This window comes from Clostridium sp. MF28, assembly GCF_002969175.1.
GTDB classification, from domain to species: Bacteria; Bacillota; Clostridia; order Clostridiales; family Clostridiaceae; genus Clostridium; species Clostridium beijerinckii.
Window position 1 is genome coordinate 2712814 of the sequence record NZ_CP014331.1, and the last position, 26332, is coordinate 2739145.

Annotated in this window: 19 protein-coding genes; 3 read left to right on the plus strand and 16 right to left on the minus strand. The window is 28.6% G+C overall.

Annotated features, from left to right (window positions below):
- Window positions 1–420: 420 nt before the first annotated feature.
- The 4 genes from AXY43_RS11755 to AXY43_RS11770 all read right to left on the minus strand — a co-directional run bounded on the left by AXY43_RS11755 (window position 421) and on the right by AXY43_RS11770 (window position 6489).
- Window positions 421–819, minus strand: coding sequence for a hypothetical protein (locus AXY43_RS11755; protein WP_105411569.1), 399 nt, complete (start codon window positions 817–819; stop codon window positions 421–423).
- A 291-nt stretch (window positions 820–1110) separates the two neighbouring features.
- Complete coding sequence (locus AXY43_RS11760) at window positions 1111–3096, minus strand: N-acetylmuramoyl-L-alanine amidase (RefSeq protein WP_039770726.1); 1986 nt, start codon at window positions 3094–3096, stop codon at window positions 1111–1113.
- A 465-nt stretch (window positions 3097–3561) separates the two neighbouring features.
- The gene (locus AXY43_RS11765) at window positions 3562–5832 is read right to left on the minus strand and encodes an N-acetylmuramoyl-L-alanine amidase (RefSeq protein WP_039770724.1); all 2271 of its coding nucleotides are present in this window, start codon (window positions 5830–5832) and stop codon (window positions 3562–3564) included.
- Window positions 5833–6183: 351 nt separating this feature from the next.
- Window positions 6184–6489, minus strand: coding sequence for a hypothetical protein (locus AXY43_RS11770; protein ID WP_105411570.1), 306 nt, complete (start codon window positions 6487–6489; stop codon window positions 6184–6186).
- Window positions 6490–6668: 179 nt separating this feature from the next.
- Between AXY43_RS11770 and AXY43_RS11775 the strand changes: the two genes are divergently transcribed.
- Entirely contained in the window at window positions 6669–7739 is a 1071-nt protein-coding gene (locus AXY43_RS11775) for a diguanylate cyclase (protein WP_023976110.1), read from the plus strand.
- An 86-nt stretch (window positions 7740–7825) separates the two neighbouring features.
- On the opposite strand, the gene AXY43_RS11780 is transcribed toward AXY43_RS11775, so the two are convergent.
- From AXY43_RS11780 to AXY43_RS11795, 4 genes are all read right to left on the minus strand, one after another.
- Window positions 7826–8572: a MurR/RpiR family transcriptional regulator gene (locus AXY43_RS11780; RefSeq protein ID WP_012060856.1), complete on the minus strand. Its 747-nt coding sequence runs from the start codon at window positions 8570–8572 to the stop codon at window positions 7826–7828.
- On the minus strand, window positions 8550–9341 hold the full coding sequence (locus tag AXY43_RS11785) for a MurR/RpiR family transcriptional regulator (RefSeq protein WP_012060857.1): 792 nt from the start codon (window positions 9339–9341) through the stop codon (window positions 8550–8552). The genes AXY43_RS11780 and AXY43_RS11785 overlap by 23 nt, the downstream gene beginning before the upstream one ends.
- 253 nt (window positions 9342–9594) lie before the next feature.
- Window positions 9595–10929, minus strand: a complete 1335-nt coding sequence (locus AXY43_RS11790; RefSeq protein ID WP_105411571.1) for a 6-phospho-alpha-glucosidase — start codon at window positions 10927–10929, stop codon at window positions 9595–9597.
- A gap of 519 nt (window positions 10930–11448) precedes the next feature.
- Window positions 11449–13011 carry an alpha-glucoside-specific PTS transporter subunit IIBC gene (locus AXY43_RS11795; protein WP_023976112.1) on the minus strand — a complete coding sequence of 521 codons (1563 nt, stop codon included), beginning with the start codon at window positions 13009–13011 and terminating at the stop codon, window positions 11449–11451.
- A gap of 433 nt (window positions 13012–13444) precedes the next feature.
- Between AXY43_RS11795 and AXY43_RS11800 the strand changes: the two genes are divergently transcribed.
- Window positions 13445–13921 carry a PTS sugar transporter subunit IIA gene (locus tag AXY43_RS11800; protein WP_077854083.1) on the plus strand — a complete coding sequence of 159 codons (477 nt, stop codon included), beginning with the start codon at window positions 13445–13447 and terminating at the stop codon, window positions 13919–13921.
- Between the two features lie 454 nt (window positions 13922–14375).
- Here AXY43_RS11800 and AXY43_RS11805 read toward each other — a convergent pair whose 3' ends face one another.
- The 8 genes from AXY43_RS11805 to AXY43_RS27910 form a co-directional block, all read right to left on the minus strand.
- Window positions 14376–16163: a tetratricopeptide repeat-containing glycosyltransferase family 2 protein gene (locus AXY43_RS11805; RefSeq protein WP_039770716.1), complete on the minus strand. Its 1788-nt coding sequence runs from the start codon at window positions 16161–16163 to the stop codon at window positions 14376–14378.
- A gap of 55 nt (window positions 16164–16218) precedes the next feature.
- Complete coding sequence (locus AXY43_RS11810; protein ID WP_023976115.1) at window positions 16219–17535, minus strand: nucleotide sugar dehydrogenase; 1317 nt, start codon at window positions 17533–17535, stop codon at window positions 16219–16221.
- A 201-nt stretch (window positions 17536–17736) separates the two neighbouring features.
- Window positions 17737–17865, minus strand: a complete 129-nt coding sequence (locus tag AXY43_RS28450; RefSeq protein ID WP_278337363.1) for a hypothetical protein — start codon at window positions 17863–17865, stop codon at window positions 17737–17739.
- Between the two features lies 1 nt (window position 17866).
- On the minus strand, window positions 17867–18757 hold the full coding sequence (locus AXY43_RS11815) for a UDP-3-O-(3-hydroxymyristoyl)glucosamine N-acyltransferase (protein ID WP_105411572.1): 891 nt from the start codon (window positions 18755–18757) through the stop codon (window positions 17867–17869).
- An 18-nt stretch (window positions 18758–18775) separates the two neighbouring features.
- Entirely contained in the window at window positions 18776–19813 is a 1038-nt protein-coding gene (locus AXY43_RS11820) for a hypothetical protein (RefSeq protein ID WP_105411573.1), read from the minus strand.
- Window positions 19806–20909, minus strand: coding sequence for a DegT/DnrJ/EryC1/StrS family aminotransferase (locus tag AXY43_RS11825; protein ID WP_105411574.1), 1104 nt, complete (start codon window positions 20907–20909; stop codon window positions 19806–19808). Before AXY43_RS11825 ends, AXY43_RS11820 begins: the two co-directional genes overlap by 8 nt.
- The gene (locus tag AXY43_RS11830; RefSeq protein ID WP_105411575.1) at window positions 20902–21864 is read right to left on the minus strand and encodes an NAD-dependent epimerase/dehydratase family protein; all 963 of its coding nucleotides are present in this window, start codon (window positions 21862–21864) and stop codon (window positions 20902–20904) included. The genes AXY43_RS11825 and AXY43_RS11830 overlap by 8 nt, the downstream gene beginning before the upstream one ends.
- Entirely contained in the window at window positions 21861–25343 is a 3483-nt protein-coding gene (locus AXY43_RS27910; RefSeq protein WP_242986227.1) for a glycosyltransferase, read from the minus strand. Before AXY43_RS27910 ends, AXY43_RS11830 begins: the two co-directional genes overlap by 4 nt.
- Before the next feature lie 364 nt (window positions 25344–25707).
- Here AXY43_RS27910 and AXY43_RS11850 point away from each other — a divergent pair, with 364 nt between their 5' ends.
- The gene (locus AXY43_RS11850; RefSeq protein ID WP_023974294.1) at window positions 25708–25992 is read left to right on the plus strand and encodes a hypothetical protein; all 285 of its coding nucleotides are present in this window, start codon (window positions 25708–25710) and stop codon (window positions 25990–25992) included.
- The last annotated feature ends 340 nt before the right edge of the window (window positions 25993–26332 follow it).

The following is a 26332-nucleotide window of genomic DNA, read 5'->3' on the forward strand; positions in this document are numbered from 1 at the left end:
TCCTTAAATTGTGCTTCAAATTCAAAATTTAGTTTATATATAGCCGCTCGCCTATTTATCTCATCATATTAAGACATATCTTAGAATTATATTAAATAAAAAATATCTAAATTTATATAAATCCCTTATGTGTTAATATGTTATAATAAATTACTATTATTTTACTAATTTTAAATACATTCCATTATTTATTATCGAATCATTTCCTTGTGCCTTTAGACATTTATATCCTTTATATGAATGTATTAAGGCGTATTCATTAAATTTACCTAAAAATCATATAATATAAAATAATGACTAATCTTATATTAATATCTAAATAAAAATAACCTTCCATAATATAATACAGCAGTTATATATTATGGAAGGTACTTTTATTAAACTTCTATAATCTTATTCATATTCCCTAAATGAAACACTTTATGATTTTCCTTTAAACGAACTATTACATTTCGGACATGTAATAGAAATTTTTCCTTTTCCTCTTGGCACTCTTAATTTTTGCTTACAATTTGAGCAAGTATAATATTTATAGTTTTTTAATGTTTTTATTCTATTTATATTATTCTTGAACCACATTACTATGTTATTTTTAATTTTTAAATACTTATAATTCTCATTTCTTCTCTTATATATATTTCTTGAAAATATCCTAAACATACATATAATAACAGGAATATATGCTAATATTGTTAAAAATCTTAAATCCTTTGGTACTAAATTCATTATCAACAGTAGTATAAAAGATAAAACAAGTAATGCTTTAGATAATTCATCTCCACCATATCTTCCAAACATAAATCTTCTTAACCTATCCATGGACTTCACCTCTCTTGAATTCTATTAATATAAAATATAGTATAATTAATAAGATCTATCAACATTTATATTATTAATAATCCATTAATTTTTTATGATATACATTCGTAATCAAATCCTGCAAAATTTTACAACCTATTAGTTTAAATATGAACTCACTTCTTTACTGTAAGTATTATTATAAAAAATAATACAATATACCAAATATTATATCAGTATATTGTATTAAAACTTTTCTCACCATATTTTTATAGCTATTAAATTGCCAATTCTGTTCAGCAGTAAAATCATTTAAATTATTGTTGAAACTGCATTAGCAATTGCTGTTGCTTCTACATCTTGATATGATGAATCTGCACATTTTTTAGCTTCATCTGTATTTGTTATAAATCCTAATTCAACTAAAACAGCTGGCATTGTAGTATTTCTGCATACAAATAAATTACCATCTTTAGCACCTCTATTTATAGCTCCTGTACTATTTGTAAGAGATGATGCTATAGATGAAGCTACATTCATACTTTTGGAAAGCCTATCGTAACTATATCCACCACCAAAACTTTCATCTTGTGATTTTGAACTGTAATAAACTTCAACTCCTCTTGCAGATTCTGCATCAGCTGAATTGTGATGCAAACTTATAAATAGATCAGCCTTTGAATTATTTGCTATATTAACTCTATTAGTAAGGCTTTGATTAACTTCTAAGACTTCTCTATCAGATGATTTCCTAGTCATGATTACTGTATATCCATTTGCCTCAAGCTTTTCTTTTAACTTATCCGCAACCTGCATATTTAAATCTCTTTCAGAATATGTAATGCCATTATTAGTTGAATATGCGCCATCATCACCGCCAAAGTTATGCCCCGGATCTATAACTATGACTTTACCGTTTGTACTTCCAGGCATTCTATCTCCTCTTTTTCCATCTTCACCTATCTGCCATCCATTTATAACTGTATTCTTAGCCATTGCTCCTGAAACAGGCAATAAATAATAATAGGCATTTCCAGATAAAATCCAGCCTGTTGCCATCGTGCCATTACTTCTTAAATAGTACCATGTTCCATTAAGCTGAAGCCAATTTGTCGCCATAACTCCATTGGAATACAAATAGTACCAGCTTCCATCTGGCTTAATCCATCCAGTCAGCATACTTCCATCACTATTGAAATAATACCATTGTCCACTAATTGAAACCCATCCAGTCTTCATTGCCCCACTTGAATCTAAAAAATATTTCCTACCATCAATCAAGTTAAATCCAGTAATCATACTTCCATCTCCTTGAAGATAGTACCACTTATTGCTATCTTTTATCCATCCAAGCTGCATTGCTCCACTTGATTTAAAGTAATACCATTTTCCTCTTAAAAGGCTCCAGCCTTTTGCCATACTTCCATCACTATATAAGTAATACCAGTTACCATCAGGCTTAATCCACCCAGTAACTTTAGATCCATCTGAGTTGTAGTAGTACCAATTTCCATTTCCAAATCTCCAACCTATTGATGAAGAAATACCTTTACTACCATCCGGCGATGCTGGGATTGGCTTGGTTGCTTCCATTCCACTTGGAACTGTTGTATTTGTTTGAGGCTTATCAGTTCCTACAGTTTTGCCTGAGTCGTTATCACTACCAGAATTTTTAGAAGTGTCATTATCTGATTTTGATACAATTCCTGCTGATACTAATAAATCATTATATAATTGATTAACCTCTTCTCCATATGTAAGACTTGGAGCCCACTTTCCACCTAAAGCATTTACCGTTACTACTGTACCTTTTATGGTAATAAAATCCCTTGGGTCATATGAATCACTCCTTGGATATCCATCTACACCTGCATAAAGTGCTAGATGGTCTAAATGAGCTTGAACACCTTCATCCCATGTGTTGAATTTTTGATGAGCATTTGGATCATTATCCAATCCACCAGCACTTATTTTCAATCCACATGGATTATGGTAGCTTTCATTTATAACTCCTCCAAATTTACCATATCCTGTTTCCTTTGCAGCTTGCACATATGCCACAGCTGGATTAACATTTCCATGCTCTGGCGAATACTTCCAATATAACTTTGCCAGATTAATAAACGCATCTGTTGCACCTTTTGATTTAGCCCATTGTTCAGCCTGTTTTGCTGTTACTTTCGTCTCTGATACTATCTTAATATCAGTGATAGCAGCTTTTACGCTAGTAATAGGAATTAATATTAAAACTATCACAAAAGCAAAAAATAATGTAGTCGATCTCTTAATAGCCTTCAAAACAGCTTTCCCCCGTTCTATTTAGTTCTAAAGAACAAAAATTATATAGACAAATTTTCCCTAAAAGTAGTTTGCCTATTATATAGTACAAGCTTTTATTCTATTTTAGGTACTAATATATCCAATTATATGGCACTATCTTAAGGAAAATTATCGAATATAATCATAAACTTAGCAACAAGGCTATATAAATTTACATTTTTTATATTCTTTAATTATACAATTCGCTAAATATTAGTCTTACTAATAATAAATGCTTTTATTAAAACCAACGATTTTGCTAATACATACTCTGATAAATAGATAAAAACCTTGAAATGTTATTGAATAACACTTCAAAGCCTTTATTTAATACTTATCTACTGTAAATTTTGTAATTATAATATACATATTGATGGTATGAACTCAACTATATCCAACTTTAGTTTTCTCCCTGGATCTTAGTTAATTTAATACAATTACATTTTAAATATTACCAGCGATAACTTCTGCTATTGCTTGAGCTACCTTTTTTTGACTAGCTGGATCAGCGCATCTTGCTGCTTCTTCTTTATTGGTTATAAATCCAACTTCAACTAAAACTGCTGGTATATTGGTATTTCTACATACAAATAAATTTTGTTCCTGTCCACCTCTATTATTTAAGCCAAGCTTATTAGCAATATTATTATTTATAAGAGTTGCCATTTGCTTACTTCTTTCTATTCTATTGCTATCTAGTTTTCCCCCAAACTTAGAGTCTTGGGCTTCTGAACTATAAAGAGTCAGAACGCCTTTCGCTGTCTCCCCAGCTGAATTATGATGTACGCTTATAAAGAAATCTGCATTAGCATTATTTGCAACATCAACCCTATGAGTAAGACTCGCAACTAATGAGCCATATGAAGGCTGCTCACCAAGATTTCTCGTCATTATCACATTATATCCTCTATTTTGAAGTTCTGTCTTTAACTTATCTGCAACTTGCATATTTAGAACTGTTTCACTGTAAGTAACTCCATCAATAGTGCTTTCAGCACCGTAATCTTTGCCATAATCATGTCCTGGATCTATTACTATAGTCTTTTTACCATTTGAAGAATTACTTCCTGCTGAAGGGCTATTTCCTGAATTATCTTCATCGTCTTGATCTGTTGGAGTATTATTTCCTGAACTATCTTCATCATTTTGATTAGATGAAGCCTGCTTTTTCCCATCAGAGCCAATCTTAAATCCATCTATTGTTGTATTAGTAACCATTCTTCCTGTTGAAGTATCTAGGTAATACGAATCTCCATTAGATGTAACCCATCCTGTCGCCATTGTACCACTGTCTTTTAAATAATACCACGCTCCACCAAGATTAATCCATCCTTTCGCCATAGCTCCGGTTTCATACAAATAATAGTAAGTTCCATTATCAATAATCCATCCTGATGCCATGCTGCCATCTGTATTAAAGTAATACCAGTAATTGTTCAATTTCATCCAACCAGTAGTCATGGTTCCGTTATCATTAAACATATACTTCTTATTGTCTATATTTTTAAGACCAGTTACCATGCTTCCATCGCCTTGAAGATAATACCACTTAGCATTTTCCTTGAACCATCCAGTTTTTATCTTTCCACTTTTCTCAAAGTAATACCACTTATTATTTATCTTTGTCCAACCATTATAAGTAGCCATAGCTCCAGAATCATTTAGATAATATAATCCTGATCCATCAAATTGAAATCCAGTTTCCATGACACCTGAATCCTTTAGTAAATACCAGTTATTATCTACTTGCCTCCAACCTTTTGCCATAGCACCTGATTTATCTATATAGTACCATGTTCCATTATCTTTTATCCAGCCAGTTGTCATTTTACCATCTTCATCATTTAAGTAATACCAATTTTTATCTGGTTTAATCCAACCGACTGCTTTGGTAGTATCTGATTTGTAGTAATACCAAGCTCCATTCTCATACTTCCAACCAATATTTGATGTTATACTAACACTATTGTCTACAGTATCATTTGAGCTTTGAGGTTTATTCTCTGTAATAATATCAGATGCATTTGGTGCGCTAGGCTTACTTTCAGGAGTTGCTGGATTTGGTGACGCATTTGATGGTTGATTATCTGGAGTTTTACCATTATCTTTTGGATAATCTATTCCAGCATAATCCATTAAATTTTTGTATAATGCATTAACTTCTTCTCCATATGTAGCACTAGGTGCCCACTTTCCACCCAAAGAATTTACCGTAGTTGCTTTACCCTTAATTGTCACAAAATGTCTTGGATCATACGTATCTTTTCTTGGATATCCATCTGCTCCTGCATATAGAGCCAAATGATCCAAATGTGCTTGTACACCTTCATCCCAACTTTCAAATTTTTGATGTGCATTTTTATCAGTATCGCCTCCACCAGATGGATTTTTAAGTCCACATGGATTGTGATAACTTTCATCTAGAACACCACCAAAATTACCATATCCAGTCTCTTTTGCTGCTTGTACATATGCGATTGCTGGATTTACATCACCATGTTCTGATGCGTATTTGAAGTAGAGATCTGCTAAATCAGCAAAAGTATCTGTTGCTCCTTTAGATTTAGCCCAACTTTTTGCTTGCTTTGCAGTAACCTTACTTTCTGAAATTATTTTAAAATCAGTAGTTGCCGCTTGTGCACTTAATCCTGGAATTAAACTTAATACAACTGCAAATGCCAAAGCAAATGTTGTAAATTTCTTTTTAATATTCAAAACAGTGTGCCACCTCCTTACATTTGATTTTAACAAAAAACGTCATGGCATTAAAGGCAAATTTGAAAAAATGTGGACTTTTTTAGAATAAAACCACAGTTATTGTTTTTTATCAATAAATTTCATAGCTTTAATCAATTTTTAATATGTAAATGTGTTAATTAATTACAATCATATATCTGTTTTATAGTAAAATTATATCTAGAGTTCTAATAAAACACATTATCAAATATGCTTAGAATATATAAGCTGAATTATAATGTATATATATCTTCAAACAAAAATATTTTATTGCGCATAATTAAAAGAGAGCCTGTTTTAGTGCTCTCTTTTAGTGACTATGGTGTCTCCTCAACCTGCAAGATCACTCTTACAGTCATTTAGGTTGTCTATTAAATTGTCTACTAATTTATCTGTAAGACACATTTGGTTACATAACAGCTTTTCGTTAGTATTGATTAAATGACAAATAAAATTTTGGTTAGTAAATGCATATAGAAATAATAGTACCGTTACTAAACGACTTAATACGGCTTCTTGATTTCCTACAACCATTGTAGACAAAGTTAGGTCACTAATTGGTTCATTACAATTTGCTCCAAGAGTGTTTGCTCCGGGACTTTCAAAGCCAGGATCACAATAGTTACAGTTACTCATTCTCTTCCTCTCCATGTACAAAGATTTTATATAATAATAATATGAGTAATCTTGTCGTTTTGTTACTTTATAAATAAAAGTATTATTATTTAATAAATACATAATAATAATTTGAACAATATATTTTATCAGAAGTATAGATTATAACTGCTAGATATGTTAGATCGAAAGGAGAATTTATGCTTAAATTATTATTTGCGAACGCTGCAATTCTTATATCTTTTTTATATTTAGGAAGCCACATACTAAATGATGAATTTATAAAATCAAATTCTAAAGTAAAATTCAAATTATGCTTTGGCATGCTATCTGGTTTATCTGGATGTGTACTTATATTTTATGGAATTAATTTGACTCACAATACAATAATAGATTTTAGAATTATTCCTGTTATAATCACTTCAATTTATGGAGGATTTATATCAACTTTTATAAGTGTATTTATAATAATACTATTTAGACTTACTTTCTTTGGAATAAATTATTCTTCTTTAATTACTTCTGGAAATTTATTTATATTACTAATAATTTTTACCATTATATCAAGATATAAGATAAACTTTTCAAAGAAATATTTTTTGATGACTATAGTTAACATAATATCAACAATAATTTGGATTTCATTAGTTTTAAAAGATATGAATCTTATACTCCCTGCTCTAGGAAACTTTGTTATTTCTATAATAATGGTTTCTACTGTAGTTTATTATGAGTTAAACTACATCTCTAAAACTAATAAAATGTATAAAAAACTCAAGGTCGACTCGAGAAAGGATTTTCTTACAGGGCTTAATAATGTAAGAGCATTTAATGGACTATTAGATAAAACAATTAGAAACACCTTACAAAAGAAAGAAAACTTATCAATTCTCATGATAGATATTGATTTTTTTAAACATATTAATGATACCTATGGACACCATTCTGGAGATTTAGTATTAAAACAACTTAGCAAACTTTTAATTGATTCTTGTAGAACTTTCGATATTATCTCAAGAAATGGTGGTGAAGAATTCACTGCAGTTTTACTAGATTGCAATTACAAACATGCAGTTGATATTGCCGAAAAGATAAGAAAAAATGTAGAATGCAATACTTTTAAACTTGACAATAATGCCACAGCCAAAATAACAGTTTCCATTGGAATTAGTTCTTATCCTGATATAACAAAAAATATAAATACTCTCTTAAGCAAAGCTGATAATGCATTATATTTAGCAAAGCGCACAGGAAGAAATAAAGTATGCTAAAATGAAACTGAGATTCAGGTGTAGATTAAATTCACCTGAATCTCAGTTTTATTTAAGTAATAAATCTGCTGTTAGATTTAAAAGCATTATCTATATTCTAAGTATTTTAAAAGCAATATTTGATTTATCAGAAAAAATTGTGTAGTTGAATAAAGTTTTGTTTTATTTTCTCCTACTGAAATTGGATGTGTATAGAATTGAAGACTAATATCACTGATAGAAGCTAATTCATTATTTCCAACCTGAGTAATAGAAATAATTTTCACATCTTTTTCCTTTAACTTTTGCGCAAACTCATTCATAAATAAATTGTTTCCAGATAAAGATAATAAGAAAAAAATATCTTTTGAAGATAAAGCATCTAAAATAATGTTAGTTTCTTCCCTTCCCTCTATGACATATATTAACTTATTGCCAAAAATCATGCTACGCTTTAAATCTTTTGCTGCATTTTTTTGCACTGCTCCAGATCCATAAACATAAATTTTATCTGCCTTCTCAACTAATTCAAATACATCGTAGAAATCTCTTTCTTTCATAATTTCCATGGTCTTCTCAATATCTTTATATGTTTTTTCAATTTCTTTATTATCGAATGAATTTCGCTGCTTGTCTTCCCATTTTAAATGAATTTTCATTTCACTATATCCTTGTAATCCTAATTTATGTGTAAAACGTAAAATAGTTGTATGAGAAACATTACATTTAGAAGCTAATTCTTGTATTGACATGGTTTGGCACTCTTTTTTATGGTGTAAAATATACTTCCATATATACAAATCACTTTCATTTAATTTTTCATAATTTTCATCAATCAACGTTTCCAATTTCATGCTTTTCTTCCTTCTTATTTTTTTGTGTTTTATATTCCATATATTTCAAAAATAATATTTCAATTAAAATAAAGTATGATGTTAAAGATTCAAAATCTATGTCATTATAGATACTTGGTATAAGAGCTGTAGATGTATATAGATTATAATCACTTAATTTAGCTAAAGAATTATCTTTTAACTTTGTTATTGATATAATAGGAATATTTTTAATTTTCAAATTTTTAGCAAAATCCATAATAAATTGATTCTCACCTGATACTGAAATAATTACGAAAACATCTTCATCCGTAGCCAAATCTACTATAGCATTTGCTTCAGTATAACCGCTTAAGTCATAAAATATTTTTCCAGCAGTTAAAAAAGTACGCTTAAATTCTTTCTTTATCGACGACTGTACCATACCAATTCCATATACGTAGAGAGTTCTGGATTTATCAATCAATTCAAAAATATCTGTGCAATCCTTTTCCTTTATATTTTTTATTACCTCATTATATGCATCGCAAACAGCCTCTACATTATTAACATTCTCTTTTGACTTTTCATTGTCAAGCTTTAAATAAACCTTTAATTCCCCATATCCCTTTAGAGATAATTTTTGTGAAAATCTAAGAATAGTCGTTCTAGAAACATTACATTTATGTGCTAATTGATCTATAGCAAGAGTTTCACACTCTTTTCGGTGCTTAGAAATATAATTCCAAATATATAAATCATTCTCATTTAAGTGCTTATGGTATTTGTTTATCAGTTCATCCAGTTTCATGATATTCCCCACCACTATTTTCTACTTTGTTTCATGTTTCTTTAAATTCTACTCTATAATTTATCTTTTGTCTATTATTGTAAATACTTAATAAATTAATTCTCGAATTTAGTTGGAATAAAAACTAAAGGTTAATCTATCTTTTCTTAAAAAAAGAGAAACAAGTCCTCATGAACTCATTTCTCTTCTTTGCATATTATAAATAAGGTTTTATAAGCTATTGTTTTTTATTGATATAGGTAATATATTCTAATTACTTTAATTCAGGCCAATAACCTTTGTTAGCCTCAATTAAATCATCTAATATTAATTTTGCAACTCTTGCACTTGGTACTGTCTTCGAAAGAGTAAGTGATTGCCATAACTTTTGATAACTTCTTTCTATCCATGCTTCTACTGCTAATTTTTCTACACTTACTTGCTGTTCCATTAATCCCTTTTGGAACTGAGGAATACTTCCTTGACATATTCTTTCATAACCATTACTTCCAACGATACATGGTATTTCAACCATTGCAGTTCTATCAAAGTTTTCTACAGCACCTTCATTTGGAACTATAAGTAAGAATCTTTCCCTTGTATTTTCAGCTATTGCACATGCTAAATCTACAATATATGTTGCATGTGCATCCACTTCAAAACCTCCGTCTTTGCTTGTAGCACTTTCAATAATTTTTTTACATATTCCAAATACATGTTTTTCTCTTCCATCCATTACTTCATTTGCACGAGTATATTCTGGATTCGAAGTTTCAACCACATAATCTGGGAATAAATAATATTTTAAATATGTGTTTGGAATTGTTGTTGGATCCACTGCAAATATATCCCTTGCCTTTTGAAAAGTGTGTACCCAGCTTTCATCTACATGTTGATTTGTATCTGATAATGCATCTGCAAATCCATTTGTTGCCATATGTTCTTTAATTTGCGGCATTAAATCATTTCCATCTTTATCGTAAATCTTTGACCACCATCCAAAATGATTTAATCCATAATAAGATACTTGCATTTCTTTTCTTGATTTAAGGCCACACATACTTGCCATTTTTTCTTCTAAATCAATTGGCATATCACAAATATTTAATATTTTTGAGTTTGGTCTTAATCTTCTTGTTGCTTCTGCTACTATAGCTGCTGGATTTGAATAATTTAACATCCATGCATTTGGTGAATACTTTTCCATATAATCTAGTATTTCAATAACTCCTCCAATAGAACGCATACCATATGCAATCCCTCCTGGTCCACAAGTTTCTTGTCCTACCACTCCATATTTTAGTGGAATTTTTTCATCTTTCTCACGCATTGCATATTTTCCAACACGGATATGTGCTAGTACGAAATCTATATCACTAAATGCTGTTTCTGGATCAGTTGTATATGCAAATTCAATTTCTGGAGCATGTTCTTTTAAGTGGATTTCACATGCCTTTGCTACAATTTCTTGTCTCTTTGCATCATTGTCATAAAATTTAATAGATCTAATTGGAAATCTGTCCATGTGTTCTAACAGCATAAGTACAATTCCTGGTGTAAACGTACTTCCTCCACCTGCTACTGTAATTGAATACTTCTTCTTTGCCATTTTTCTTCCTCCAAAACCTGCTTATTTTTTGCTTTATTATCTTTTCTGAGTACATAATACACCCGAGAAAGGCACCTTACAATATATATGAACCCTTTAGGGAAATAAGCATTTCAAGTGTATTTCTTAACATTTTCTGTGACTTTTCACAGGAAATTTCTGTTATGAAATTATATATTTCTTTAACTACTTGAAATTTAAAACTAGATTTTACATAACTCTGAATCATTCAATGATATATGATGTATAAAATAAAAAGCCGATCTCTGCTACGCAGAAATCAGCTTTTTATTTATTTAAAAATATTATTTGTTGCATGTTAATTCTGAAATTAGCAGATAAGCAAATGCATACTAATCTATCACTATAATTCCACCTAAAATAGTACTAAAAGACTTTATTCCGTTTAGTTTTAAGACATTCTTTAACCAAGAATTATATGCTTTTAATGTTTAATCAATAAAAATAAAAGTGAAATTATATACCATACATTTTTAAGCTTAACTTCTCCAACTATCTTTACAGTAACGCTTCAAAGTCTTCCCTTACTCGCGCAACTTTCAATCCAACAATAACTTGATAGGATTTTCCATTTACAGAGCATCCATGAGCTCCAATAGATTTAAAATAAGGATCATCCTTACAAAGAGCTGGATCATTTACATTTACTCTTAAACGAGTTGCACAATTTGTAACATCAACAATGTTATCTCTTCCGCCTAATCCAACTAAGATATTTTCTGCAAATACTGCCTTACTACTATCTTTTGAATCACTTTTTTTCTCTCTATACTCTGCTTTTGAATGAAATTTTATATCTTCTTCTTCATCTTCCCTACCAGGAGTTTTAAAGTTAAATTTCAAAATTAAGGTCCTAAATACTATGAACCAAATTCCTGTAAAACAAAGTCCTATAGCAAACTGGAGTAAATATTGGACCCAATGATTTCCCATTAGAGGAATCCAATTTAAAGAAGCCATTTCAATAGCTCCACCAGAGAATATTCCTACAATCCCCACAAGATACATAGTTGTTGAAATTGTTGCTGCAAGTAGTGCATGTACTACAAATAGCACTGGTGAAATAAATAAAAATGTAAATTCAATTGGTTCTGTTACACCACACAAAATTGCAGTTAATGTAATAGGTATTAGTAACGCCAATACCTTTTTTCTCTTTTCAGGTTTTGCTGTTGCATAAAATGCTAATGCAATACCTGGACATCCAAAAATTTTAGAGTATCCTGTAGCTGTAAATCCCGCTTCTGGTAATAACGATTTCAAAGAGGCTTTAGAAGCTGCTATTTCTGGTAACTTTGTTGCCCAATAAGAATAAAGCCCTCCTGGTACTACAACATTATCATAATAAAACGGAGAATACAGTATATGATGTAATCCAAATGGAATCAAAGCACGTTCTAAGAAAATGAACACCCATACACCTAATGCCCCTGCACCTTTTACAAAGCCTTGAAAACTATGCATTCCAAGTTGAATTTTAGGCCATATAAATGCTGCAAGAACTGCTACTGGAATCATAACAAAGAATCCAATCATAAATACAAATGTAGATCCGCTAAACGTTCCCAACCATTCTGGTAATTCAGTATCAAAAAAACGGTTATGTAAATAAATTACAAGTCCTGAAATGAGTAATGCGCCAATCATTCCCATGTCCAATGTTTTAATATTGGCTATCATAGTAAGACCGCTAGTTCCTCCTACTTGAGCAGAGAAATCAACTCCAAAAAATTCGCCCCATTGTGAAATGATAGTACTTAGAAAATAATGAAATGTTAAATATAATACGAATGCCTCCATACAACATCTTGCATTTTGCTTTTTTGCCATTCCGATTGGAAGTCCTACTACAAATAATAATGGTAATTGATTAAATACAGTCCAGCCACCCTGTAAAACTACATTCCAGCATTTAAACCACAAGTTACTTGGATCTGCTAATCCTCCCATAATTGTCTGTGTAGTAAATAATGTTCCTATACCAATTATAATACCTGCAAATGAAAAAAGTAGAACAGGTGTAAACATCGCTCCACCGAATTTTTGAATTTTCTGCATCATTTTTTCTTCATCCTTTCTCTGTTTTCTACAATTTCATGTTAACATTATCATTTTTCATTATCAATATTCTGTAGTACTTTAGGAATTAAACTAATCTTTATGAAATTTTTCACTTTTTACGTGAATTTTCACACTATTATGTAATACTATTGCTTTTAAATAAAATATAAGTAAAATTAACCTATATTATACTTAATACACCTTAGTTGAATCTTGTGATTTTATTTTACGCATTCTACTTAAGAATACACATATCAATAAGAAAGTTGACTAGTATAATTCATTGTAATTATGTTAACGTTATATAATAATTAGAATACACGAAAGAGAGGTGAATGACTTTTTGAAGATTATCGTTTAGAAATATTTTCTCCTTATATATCCTAATAAAGTAGAATATATCTAAAAATATCTTTAATATAGTCATATATTTATGTTTAATTTTTTTAAGAAACCATTAACTATAATTGCTCCTATTTCAGGAAGAACTATAGATCTAAGCGAAGTTCCTGATCCAGTATTTGCAGAAAAAATGGCAGGTGATGGAATTGCAATTAACTCTACTGGCGATATAGTTGTCGCACCTTGTGATGGTACTATATCATTAATAATGGATAGTGGACACGCTTTTGCAATAACCACTAGTAATGGAATTGAATTATTAGTCCATGTAGGCTTAGAAACTGTTTCATTAAATGGTGAAGGATTTGAAGTTGTAAAATCTGTTAATACTAAAGTAACTGCTGGTACACCTATTTTAAAAATAGATAGAAAACTTATAGAATCCAAAGGATTATCACTGATAACTCCAGTTATAATAGTAAATCATGACAAATTAAAATCATTAAGTCCCATTATTGGCAAACAAGTTTCTGGTGGCAAAGATGTTATATTAAAATGCAGTTTATAACTATAAGTTATGTGTTAACTTATCGAAAGTACGGATTCTTTATTGCTATAAAATAATTAAGTCATTCCTTTGTAATATAATAATTTAACAAAACATAAATATCACATAAAGAATGACAATTCACCATTATTATCTAATAAATACAATGAATTTTTAAAAAATTTCTATAGATAAACAATTAATTAGACTTCTAATTAGAATGTGTTTCCATACTAGAAATTACATACATTTCGTGAAACAATCATTAAATCTAAACTGTGAGAGTTCCTAATACAAGGTTATGCGTTTTTTGCTTGTCCTAATTTTATGTTAGAATTATTCAAAAATTGGCACAACCTTGCACATGAGACCTTTTATTAAAAATTTCATAGCCCTTATGGAACAAATATTTATTGAATTTCGGTTAGCCATCCCATAAGTATGATCTATGGTTTGAATACCTCTATTAACTAATTTAGTATTTTAATATATCTAATCCTTCTGCATCATATATATCTACTTCTTTTATTGATCTTAATATTTCTTTCTTCGCAAGATCAACATACCCATGTTTATAATATAATTTCCCAAGATAAAGTAATGCATATTTAGTGTTTACTAAATTCAGCAAATTAACTGCTACTGTTAATTCATCAAATTTATTATTTATAAGCAATATTTCTATAACTTCTAAAATTATATTCATATATTCTTTATCATTTTCATCCTCTGCCAACATACTTGTTGATTTTTGGGTTACTAATTTTATTAATTCAGAATATACTCCTAAATACTTTTTATCATAATTAGATAAATTCTTTGCGTTAAAACTATTTACTATAAATAACGCATCCTCATATCTATTTAGTAATACGAAACTTAAAACTTTATACATAGACAAAATTACATAATTTGAGCTTTTTTTATCATTATAATTTATACTAGTACATTCTTTAAAATCTCCAGTTCTTATAAGACATCTTGATTTTAACATGATTGTATTTTCAGTAACATTTACTGATTCTTCATATTCTTTTATATATTCTAATGCTATGTTGTAATATCCAATATGATAAAATAAATCAGCAATAGTTCCATAATGAACCTTTTTGTCTTCTGGAAAAAACTCTTCCATTATTCTTTTCATCTCTTCCAGTGATACATTTTGTGCTTTTAATACATCTGCTATATCATATAAAGGCTCAATATAATCAGGTTTTGATTTCAACGCATCAACATAATAATTATAAGCAGTATAATAATCCTTATATTTCATATAAGCCTTCCCCAACTCATAATAAGCTCTATAACTCCATGTTCCAAATATAAATTTAAATTCAGAAGGCGGTTCACCAAGTTCAATACATTTTTTCAATGCCTTTATTTGAAGAGTAGGTCTATCGATCTCTTTCCAAACAATCGATTCATAAAAATAATAATCTGTACATTTGGGATAATTTGAATTTCCTATACTTATAAACTTTAAAGCTTCATCATATTTTTTTAATATTAAATTAGAGACAATTATTCGTAATATCAATAAGGAACCAAAACCTATATTGGGAGTAAAATTTTCATAGGCTTTATAGTAGCATTCCAACGCTTTATTCGTATCATCTTCTGCCCCATATTCATTTCCTAAATTAAAATAAGCAAATTTATTATTAGGATCTTTTTTAATTTGCTCATTCAAAATAGGTATATTTCTATTTCTTTTATCTTTAGAAATGATTCTTTTATCAAGGTATCCATAATGATATATTTTTACATCATTGCAAACAGCATTATAATCTCCATCTACCCTAATTAATTGATTATGAACTTCCCCTTCATAATGAATACCACGATAATTTTTAAATAACCGTGGATTTAAATTTACAGCAATATTACCATTTTCTATCACACTTCCATAGTAACTTAATGTTTCAAAATGATAAATTGCTTTTTCATCTAATTCCATATCTAGTAATACTTTAAAGGCTTCTCTTCCCTCTAAACTCAACTCATCATCTGCATCTAATATGAATATCCAATCTTTTGTGGCATATTTTAAAGATTCATTTCTGGCTTCACTAAAATTATTATTCCATTTAAAGTAATAAATCTTCGCACCATAATTTTGGGCAATTTCTACTGTTTTATCTGTAGAACCTGTATCAACTACTATTATTTCATCAACAATATCTTTAATACTTTTAAGACATTTAGGTAAATATTCTTCTTCATCTTTTACAATCATACACAAACTTACTTGATTCTTCATGCAATCCTCCTATCTTATGGAATATATTCTTAATGCGATAGATATTTTTAGTATCTTATAGCAATTCAATATTATCTTTATTTTGAACATTTTTAGTTGCATTTCTTGTATCAAATATGAATATAGAATTTTCTTGAATAAAACTATAATTATATTTTTTATGGGCAGTAGTTATAATAACTAAATCTGCATTCCTTAATACTTCTTGTGTCAATTTTATTCCATAATGCTCTTCGCCTTTATACATATAAGATGATATATATGGATCATAAAATTTTACTTCTGAACCTTGTTTTTGAAAATTTTCTATTATCTTAAGCGCTGGACTTTCTCTATAATCGCCTATATCACTTTTATAGGCGATTCCTAATATCAAGATATTTGCCTTATTTAAAGCTTTATTGAATTTATTCAATATAGTAGCAGACCTTTGCACTATATATTGAGGCATAAAATTATTGATTTCTCCTGAGGTTTCTATAAGTCTTGTGTGATAATCGTATTCTCGAGCTTTCCATGTTAAATAATAAGGGTCCAATGGTATGCAATGCCCGCCAAGCCCGGGACCTGGATAAAATGCTTGAAACCCATAAGGCTTAGTTTTTGCTGCTTCTATAACCTCCCAAATATTTATATTCATCTTATTACATATAACTGCCATTTCATTAATTAATCCAATATTTATATTTCTATAAGTATTTTCAAGAATTTTCTCCATTTCAGCTACTCTTGGCGTAGATACTTCAAAAATTTCGCTGTTTAAAACTTTTCTATATAATGCTGCTGCTATTTCCGTGCTATCTCTTCCTACTCCTCCGACTACCTTTGCTGTATTAGCAGTATGATATATTGAATTTCCCGGATCCACCCTTTCAGGTGAAAATGCTAAGTAAAAATCTTTTTCACACTTTAAACCAGACATCTTCTCTAATGTAGGTAATACTAATTCTTCAGTAGTTCCTGGGTAGGTTGTACTTTCTAGAATTACGAGCATCCCTTCATGCAAGTACTTTCCAACTGATTCTGTAGATTCTTTAACATAGCTTATGTCAGGTTGTTGATATTTATCTAATGGAGTAGGAACACAAATTAATATTACATCTGTGTCTTTCAAAAACTTAATTTCATTACTCGCTTTTAATCTTCTATTTTCAATTACAAACTTTAGTTCTTCATTTACAACATCACTTATATAATTTTCACAATTATTAATCATGTTAACTTTCTTCTGTTGAATATCAAATCCCAATACTCTATATCCACTTTTTGCAAATTCAACTGCTAAAGGTAAGCCTACATAGCCTAATCCAACAATCCCTACAGTTGCTGTTTTATTATTAATCTTATAAATCAAGTTATCCTTATCTAACATCAAATTCTCCCCTAGTTAGTCATTTTTTTCAGTTAAGACAAATGGATTTGTTATTTATTTGAATATGCCTAAGTTCAATAATATAATATGTATTTCTTATTAATTAGTTCTTTGATTTTGCAGTATATTTAAAAAATAAGAATGGGATAACATATACCAAAGAAAAGTATATGTTATCCCATTCTTATTCTTTATTATTATTTAACTGTTATTATATAGTTTAGCTGGATTTCCAGCAACCATAATATTACTATCTAGATTTTCGACTACTACTACATCATTTATCTTGCATGTTAACTCTATAACTACACATAAAGCATAAATATACAATTCATCTTATACTCTTAATAAATTTAATAAATTTGCTATGTTCTATTGCAAAATTTCCTGAAACAGCGCTTCCATCTGCTATATTGGTAGTAACAACAGCTCCTATTTTAATACTCACATTATTACCTACAATAAGTCCATTCGATATAGTTACACTTACACCAAGCCAACAATCATTTCCAATGATTGAACTTCCACCAATTAATGCATTAGCTGCAATTAAGCATCTTTTACCAATCTTTGCTCCATGTCCTACATGTACTAAATTATCAATTTTTGTTTCTTCTCCAATTACAGTATTATCCCATGGAAACATTGCTTTATCAATACAGGTATTGTATTGCACCTCAACATTCCTACCTATTTCTACACCGCCACAATGCTCAATAAAAAAAATTCTTCCTTCTTTATTAAACTGAAATCCTTCACCTCCGAGTATAACTCCAGATCTAATCACTGAATTATCCAATATTTTAACGTTCTCTCTAATAATAACATTTTCCTCTATAGTTACATCATTACCAATAATTACATTTTTTCTGCTTATACCTTTCCTATCACGTATTATACAATTATCTCCTATAATAGTTTCAAACTTTTCTTTATTATATAAGTTAAGATCTCTGCATAAACAATTATGGATTAAGTAAAAACTTAAACGTGGATTCTCTGATAAACAAATCCCATATTTATTAGGAAGTATTTTAGCTATTTTAGCATCACATATTATACAAGTTACAGATTCTGATAATGTGTGTATATATTTTTCATCATTAATAAATGTTAAAATCCTACTTCTCGTCTTAGAGTTTGAATAATCAAGATTATCAAATTCTCCATCATTATAAATACTAATATTCTCTATCTTATTAACTAATTCAGATAATTTCATTTTTCACCTTCCTCCTACTTATAAAAATTCTTGACACAATTTATTTCTAATATGTTTTTCACTATTTTTATGCATGATTTCTCCAACTTTAAGTCCAGCGCAATGTAAATCAATTATTGGTTTAGGTCCTAAATATGCCAATGTTTTGCCCATTCTATAATTTCCAACTTTATAATCTGGATAAAAATTTATACAGTTTTCTTTTAAATCGTCAATATCCACTATCCCAGAATACTGTATCACTGTTATAAAACTCGACAATGATTTCAATTTCTTTGATGTTATTTCTGAATTATTCATGCCTATAAAACATTTTTCTGAAGTATAATCTGCTACAATTAAAGCATCTGTATTTATTAATAAATCATGGTTTTCTTCTAATAAATTTTTTATCACAACTACATCTGATGACAATTTTGATAATGTGGTGTATATAATCTGTCCAAAATTATCATTACTTACAATTACAATCTTACTTTTATAAATCTCTATGCCCACATCAAATAGCATCTTCACTGCAAGTGGACCACTAAATTTGAATGTATCTAATCCTGGATAATTTTCATTTGTTCCCATTACATTAATAGCTTTTTGTTTGCAATACTCTATATCTATATCCTCATTTCTTAATTCCCATGTTTCACACATATATGGAATCACTGCATTTTCTTTCATCATATCTATTGTTTCTTTATCAATAGGTCTTACAAAACCTAAATTAGTTACTATATCAGCTTGATTAATATTCCTCTTATCAAATACTATCTCTATTTTATCTACAACATCACAAAGTTCAGCAAATAGCATTGTTTTCTTTTTCACCTCATCTTTAGATGCATACTTTGAGTCTTTAGTTATTGCATACACTTTTTTAGCCCCAGCCATTGCTGCTATTATGGGCGTATATATAAACTCCCCACATGCAGCCTCAGTAAAAACTATAAGTCCACTTAAATCCAATTTAGTGAATTTTATCGCTTTGCATATTAGATTAATACTTCTCTTTGGATTTATCATTCCATTTTCTTTGAAATACATTATTATATTATTATTCATTTAATATTTTCTCCAATTCTGATACAATATAAATTATCTCTTTCGACAAAATATTATTATGCAAAGGTAATGCTATTCCATGCTTATGAGCATATACAGAATTGTAAAATTGACAATTTTCATACCCATATTTCTCTTTATAGTAAGGCTCTTCATGTACAGCATAAGCACCAAAATTAGTTTCTATTCCTTTATCTTTTAACTCTATAATTAATTTATCTCTGTCAATTCTTTTATCTAAAAGTATATGATATGTCTGCCAAACATGTTTTTCATAACTTTTTTCTTCTGGTAATGTTATAAACTTCACATTTTTAAGCAAATTATTATACTTATTTGCTAATTCAATTCTTCTCTCATTTATTAATTCTAATTTTTTCATTTGTACTGTTCCAATAGCTCCTTGGATATTTGTCATTCTATAATTTAAACCTGCCTCTACAAAGCTTATTTTCCCGTTTTTATAGTTCAGTCCATGATTTCTGAGTATTCTAATGTTTTCTGCTAATTTAGAATTATTTGTAACTACGATTCCACCTTCACCCGTTGTTATAGCTTTTCTTGGATGAAGACTAAAACAACCAATATCTCCAATCGTTCCGACCTTTTTCCCTTTATATTCCGCTCCAAGTGCACACGCAGCATCTTCTATGATTTTTAAATTGTATTTTTTAGCTATGGTCACTATTTTATCCATATCTGCTGACTGTCCAAATTCATGAACAGGTATTATTGCTTTTGTTTTATCAGTAATTGTATTCTCTATTTTATCTGTATCTATACATAGACTATCCAGTTTAATATCTACAAACTTAGTTATAGCACCTACAATTTCTACTACATTAGCTGTTGCTGGAAAAGTAAAATCAGGTACTATAACTTCATCATCTGCCTTTATTCCAATAGCAAGCAAAGCTAAATGCAATGCAGCAGTTCCACTGCTAACAGCAAAACAATATTTAGCATTCAAATATTCTTTTAATTGATTTTCAAATTCTTCTACTTTATCTCCTTGCACCAAATATTTTGAATCAAAAACTTTTTTTATTTCATCCAATTCTTTCTGCCCTATATCTGGAGAAGCGAGTTTAATCATTTAGAACACCTCTATACCACTTAATTGTTCTTTCTAACCCCTCATCTAAATCATACTTAGGTACAAATTTCAAAATCTCTTTAGCTTTTTCTATGCTTGGACTTCTAAGTTCTATATCCACATAATTCTTTGGTACATAAACAATTTCAGATTTAGACTTTGCTATTCTCTTTATTAATTTTGCAAGCATAGCTATCGTAATAGTTCCTCTTGGATTTCCAATATTAAATGCTTGTCCTATTGCTTTCTCATTATCTAAGCATAACATTACTCCTGTTATAAAATCGTCAATATAGCACCAAGACCGTATTTGATTTCCTTCGCCATGAATTTGTATCTGTTCATTTTTGATGGCTCTTACAACAAATTGATGAATCGCGCCTTCACCAACCTGACCATCTCCATATATATTAAAAGGCCTTATTGTTACGATTGGAAGTCCATACTCCTTATAAAAACTATAAGCTAAATGTTCACCTGCAAGTTTTGAGACTGAGTAAGTCCATCTTGCTTCCCCTACAGGAGCTAAATTTGTTGTATGAGCTTCATCAACTTTATATGCATAAGATCCAAATATCTCCGAAGTTGAAAAATCTATAAATATTTCTATTTTTTGATTTTTTAATGCTTCAAGAATATTATAAGTTCCAATCATATTGACCTTCATAGTACTCACTGGATTTTTTATAACAGTATCTATTCCTGCAATCGCAGCTAAATGGATTACTATGTTAGGTTTAAATTCATCTATGGCATGCTTTAAAAAATTAAAATTTAAAATATCTCCTTTAACTAATTTTATATTATCTTTATTTAATAATTTTGTATTTTTAATCGAGTTTCTCTTTAAATTATCATATATTAATAATTCATTATTACTGCTAAGCTTTTCGCACAACTTGGTGCCTATAAAACCTGCACCACCTGTTAGAAATATTTTTTTATTTTTTATCATTTATTATTTCTCCCATTATTATTTGCTATATTATCCATATATTTTTCAAACTCTTTTACAAAATACTCAAATTTTAAATTATTGCTTTCTATTTTTCTATTAATTTTCACAGTATTTCTAAAGCTTTTATCTTGAATTAATTTTTTAGAATAACTTAATAATTTATCAAAATCACCTGTTTTAGGGAAAATAGTTTTTGCATTATTATATAAATATGCTGGAGCCATATAGCTAGCATTCATTACATCAAATCCTTCATTATTTTCTTCTTTATAAAAAGTAATAATAGGCAATTCTGCATAATAAGCTTCTTCTAAAGAGTATCCTCCACCAGGATATGAATTCAAATAAAAATCGCAACTTTTTAGATATGATGATGCTTCTAAATTAAATCCTGCAAAAATCACATTGCATTCCTGAATTAATTTATTTGGAACATATTGCTCAAACTCGCTATAGTTGCCTCCAAATACAACAAGGCATATGTCATCTATTTCATTAATAAGCTTAATTACAAAATTCCAAAATTCATTGTTTTTATACTTTATAGACCTTCCAATTGAAATTACTACTTTTTTCTTTCTATCAATATTAAATAAAGTTCTTATATCAAGATTTTTATCCACTAACTCAGTATTTATTGGTGAGATTAATTCAAATATATTTTTACAGCAATTATCTTTTTTAATATACGTATAAGAAAAATCTAATTTCTTATCAAAATAATCTTCTGGCTGTTGAAATTGAATCCTTCCAATAATTTTACAAACCCTTTTTAATAATGGATATAACAATATTCCTATCGGTGCAAAATATAAACTTTGATATATTACATAATCAAAATCCCCTCCACTTATATAAGTGTAAAATTCTTTAATTTTATCCTCAATAGAATTGCTAATTGGTACAAATAAATTTACATTTAACTTATTAAAATAATCTATACTTTCTTTACTATTATTAAATTCATTCTTGTTTAAAAGACTCAATACTGAATATTTATATTTAACGTTCTCGGAATTTTCCAAATAATTTATAACGAACTGTATTACACTCTGATGTATATCCAAACCATTTAATATAAATAAAATCTTTCTCTCATTTTCTTTTAAACTTATGCTTTTGTTACTAAAATAAGTTAAATAATTCTCTTCTAAAATTTTTTGCCCAATTTTATCCATTTCATTATATACATTTTCTTGCATATATTTGAATCTAGAATAATTAGTAAATCTCCTATACATATTTCCATAATAATAATTGAATTTAAATGTTAATTCATATTTACTTCTTATAAACCATTCACTTAAATATTTCATATAGCTTTCTTCATCATTGACGCTTAATAAATAATCAAATAAAGCTTCTGTATTAGTAATGTCATCTGAATTTACCATAAATTTTATTTTCATTAAATCAACTTTGTCACTACTTTTACTTAAATCATCTGGATTAATTTTGATGCTTCTGTTTGAGCAAACAGCAATCATATTTACTGCATTGCTTTTTATACCATTTTCAATTTTATAATTAGTTGTAGAATAATAATTTACATTGGAGAAATACATTTTTAATATTTTATTGAATTCACTAAAATTATACTCTTTAACATGAAACGGGTTATTTATATTTTTTCTTCCTTCTTTATTTGGAGTTGATAATATCATAATTCCGTTTTCATTTAAAACTCTAACCGCTTCATTAAAATAAGCTTCTACTAAATCTAATGAAAGATGTTCTAAAGTTTCAAAAGATGTATATATATCAAATTGGTTATCCTCAAAAGGTAATTTAGTAACATCACCAGTTATCCAACTAATATTATCAAAATCATATGAGTCTTCACCAAATTTTATATTTTCCTTAGCTAAATCTAAAGCATAAACTTTCTTGCATTTATCATGAAAATATGCTGCACCATATCCAAATCCTGATGTAGCTTCTAAAATTAAATCAGATGATTTAATAAAATTCGCAGCAAAGTTATACCTCTCAATAATTCTTAGCCAACCTAAAGCAGGCATAAATTGACTGGCGGGTATTCCTCTTTCCCAAATATATGCAAGCTGATTTTTCTTAATATCTTCTAATATTTCTTCATCAAAAATATAGCCTTCAATGTTACTTAACAATTTTACTTTTAAATCTATCAATATATTCAATAATTCAATAATTTTATCAGAATTTTTACTTCTTAAAATATAATCTGGTAAAATCACTTTACCTCTCTCTATATCATATAGGATATTATTAAATACTACTTGTTTGCCAAACTTATTTCTTATAATGAATTCTATTAAATTAATATTGTCCCCAATCTTCTCTCTTTTTCCAATAACCATCTGACATGCTTCAAAATCATAATTATCTAAATCTTTTGATGAATATGGTATAAATCTATTAAACATGCCTATTATATAATTAAAACTTAAATTTTCTTTGAACCTTTTTTCAGGCAAACTAATTAATAAATCTTTAATTTTTATTAATTGATTATTTAATGAATATCTATCTTTAATAAATGACCTATATACTTTGGAATTGTAATTTTTATCAGAAATCATTTCAACAGCTTCATCAATTGTATTAAACATAAATTTATCATCCCATATTTCTTCAGCAAACAGGAAATTATAAATTATCGGTTTTATTCCTCTTGCCATTGCTTCTGCAATTCCATAACCAAAACTTTCATGAATACTTGTAGATAAAATATAATTCTTATCTTCTAACCATATATTCACATCTTCTTGCCATCCCTGAAATATTATATTTTTTTCAAGCCCCATTTTATTTACTGCATCATTCCAATATAATTGAATTAGTGGATCTTGAAACTGACCTGCTACATACAATTTATATCTTTTATCCTTCTTAACTAATGCATTCATTATTTGAAAAAGTAATACTGGATTTTTTCTTGAGTGTATATATCCAACATACGCAATGTTGAATCCTTTATTTCTTTCTTTTAATTTATATTTACTTAAATTTAAACCATTAGCTAAAGTTACAATTTCAACTTTAGTTTCTATATCTGGTATTAAAGATACTAAAAATTTCTTTAAATGATCTGCTACTATTATTAACTTATCTACATTTTCCCACATTACATTCATAGGATACTCTGTTAAAGCTTCATATCTATGAAGTCTACATATAACTTTCTTTTCTCTGGCTAACTCTAATTTACTTCCATATGCTATTAATTCATCACACCATTCAAACCAGCAAATATCTGCCCATTGCATACCATCTTCAATTTGCTTATATTCTGTTGCTATAATTTTTTTTATCTCATATTCTTGTGACAGACCCTCAATAATATCGCCTAAAAAACTATCTAATCCTAGCCTTACAAAAAACACCAATTTCATCTTATCTTTTACGACACATGAAATATTTTCTTTTAAATTTTCAGTATCATTAATTAATTCATCTTTTGATTGCATTACAATATTAGCCAAGTTGTCTTTCATTAAACCACTCCAAAATTCTGATTATAATATTCTACTCTCTGCTGATTTAAATTATGATTTATTATTTCTTATTATTGGCTTTTTTTGAATCTTACTTCTAAATGAGTTTAATGTTAGCGTATTCAGAAAAATAATAGTCAATTTATCTGACGAAAAATATCCATAACAAATTGGACTTGTTATTTATTTTTACGCTCCTTAACTTAATACAAATTGATCAATAGAATTCTTTTAATCATAAATTTAAGATAATTTACTTTCCCCACTAAATTATGTATTACTGTATCACAATTAAAAAACAATAATATAATATACTATAAATATACAAAAAATCTAAGGAATCAATTAAAGGAGATGTTATTTAATGGCAAGTTTTGATACACCTCAAAACAGCACTATTCAAACAATTTATGCTACAGGAACCATCCCTGCACACAATGATGCAGGTTTTATTGAAATCCAAGCCGTTGCTTCTCGTAATGGTGGTCATGAAACTTTTTATAAAACATTTCAAGTTGCTGCTAGTGCTACAAGAGCTACTGCTCAAGTATGGGCTGGTGCTGGTAACTATCAGATAATTATTACTCCTAAATTATTTGGTACTCAATCAGTTAGTTCAACAACTGTTATAAACAGCTTTAAGCATTAATAAGAACTATAATATAAATTTCATGGAGTCTAATATCCGACTCCATGTTTTTAATATGTCTATATAATTTTTATAAAAAATCCACTTCGCAAGGTGTTAGTTTAACATACTTCTAAAAGTCATCTACGGATTTAAATGCATTATAATTTTCTCTAAAGAATTAAATAATCACTGATGAACTTATTATTTTTTTATTGTGTTAAATATAACATACAGTATATCTTAATCTTCTAATTATCTTTGAAAATAATTCCACATAAAGCACTAAGCTATTTGCATAAAATTAAAATAGTATGTTTATTCACTCCTTTTTATAGATCTCATATACTATATTAAAGTG

What these genes read in the sequence shown, in the direction of transcription:
- AXY43_RS11805 (WP_039770716.1), bottom strand. Translation starts at nt 16,163, where the DNA reads ATGAAGAATCAAGTAAGTTTGTGTATGATTGTAAAAGATGAAGAAGAA.
- AXY43_RS11850 (WP_023974294.1), top strand. Translation starts at nt 25,708, where the DNA reads ATGGCAAGTTTTGATACACCTCAAAACAGCACTATTCAAACAATTTAT.
- AXY43_RS11800 (WP_077854083.1), top strand. Translation starts at nt 13,445, where the DNA reads ATGTTTAATTTTTTTAAGAAACCATTAACTATAATTGCTCCTATTTCA.
- AXY43_RS11815 (WP_105411572.1), bottom strand. Translation starts at nt 18,757, where the DNA reads ATGAAATTATCTGAATTAGTTAATAAGATAGAGAATATTAGTATTTAT.
- AXY43_RS27910 (WP_242986227.1), bottom strand. Translation starts at nt 25,343, where the DNA reads ATGAAAGACAACTTGGCTAATATTGTAATGCAATCAAAAGATGAATTA.
- AXY43_RS11780 (WP_012060856.1), bottom strand. Translation starts at nt 8,572, where the DNA reads ATGAAATTGGAAACGTTGATTGATGAAAATTATGAAAAATTAAATGAA.
- AXY43_RS11825 (WP_105411574.1), bottom strand. Translation starts at nt 20,909, where the DNA reads ATGATTAAACTCGCTTCTCCAGATATAGGGCAGAAAGAATTGGATGAA.
- AXY43_RS11755 (WP_105411569.1), bottom strand. Translation starts at nt 819, where the DNA reads ATGGATAGGTTAAGAAGATTTATGTTTGGAAGATATGGTGGAGATGAA.
- AXY43_RS11830 (WP_105411575.1), bottom strand. Translation starts at nt 21,864, where the DNA reads ATGATAAAAAATAAAAAAATATTTCTAACAGGTGGTGCAGGTTTTATA.
- AXY43_RS11790 (WP_105411571.1), bottom strand. Translation starts at nt 10,929, where the DNA reads ATGGCAAAGAAGAAGTATTCAATTACAGTAGCAGGTGGAGGAAGTACG.
- AXY43_RS11810 (WP_023976115.1), bottom strand. Translation starts at nt 17,535, where the DNA reads ATGTTAGATAAGGATAACTTGATTTATAAGATTAATAATAAAACAGCA.
- AXY43_RS11775 (WP_023976110.1), top strand. Translation starts at nt 6,669, where the DNA reads ATGCTTAAATTATTATTTGCGAACGCTGCAATTCTTATATCTTTTTTA.
- AXY43_RS11795 (WP_023976112.1), bottom strand. Translation starts at nt 13,011, where the DNA reads ATGATGCAGAAAATTCAAAAATTCGGTGGAGCGATGTTTACACCTGTT.
- AXY43_RS11770 (WP_105411570.1), bottom strand. Translation starts at nt 6,489, where the DNA reads ATGAGTAACTGTAACTATTGTGATCCTGGCTTTGAAAGTCCCGGAGCA.
- AXY43_RS11785 (WP_012060857.1), bottom strand. Translation starts at nt 9,341, where the DNA reads ATGAAACTGGATGAACTGATAAACAAATACCATAAGCACTTAAATGAG.
- AXY43_RS11820 (WP_105411573.1), bottom strand. Translation starts at nt 19,813, where the DNA reads ATGAATAATAATATAATAATGTATTTCAAAGAAAATGGAATGATAAAT.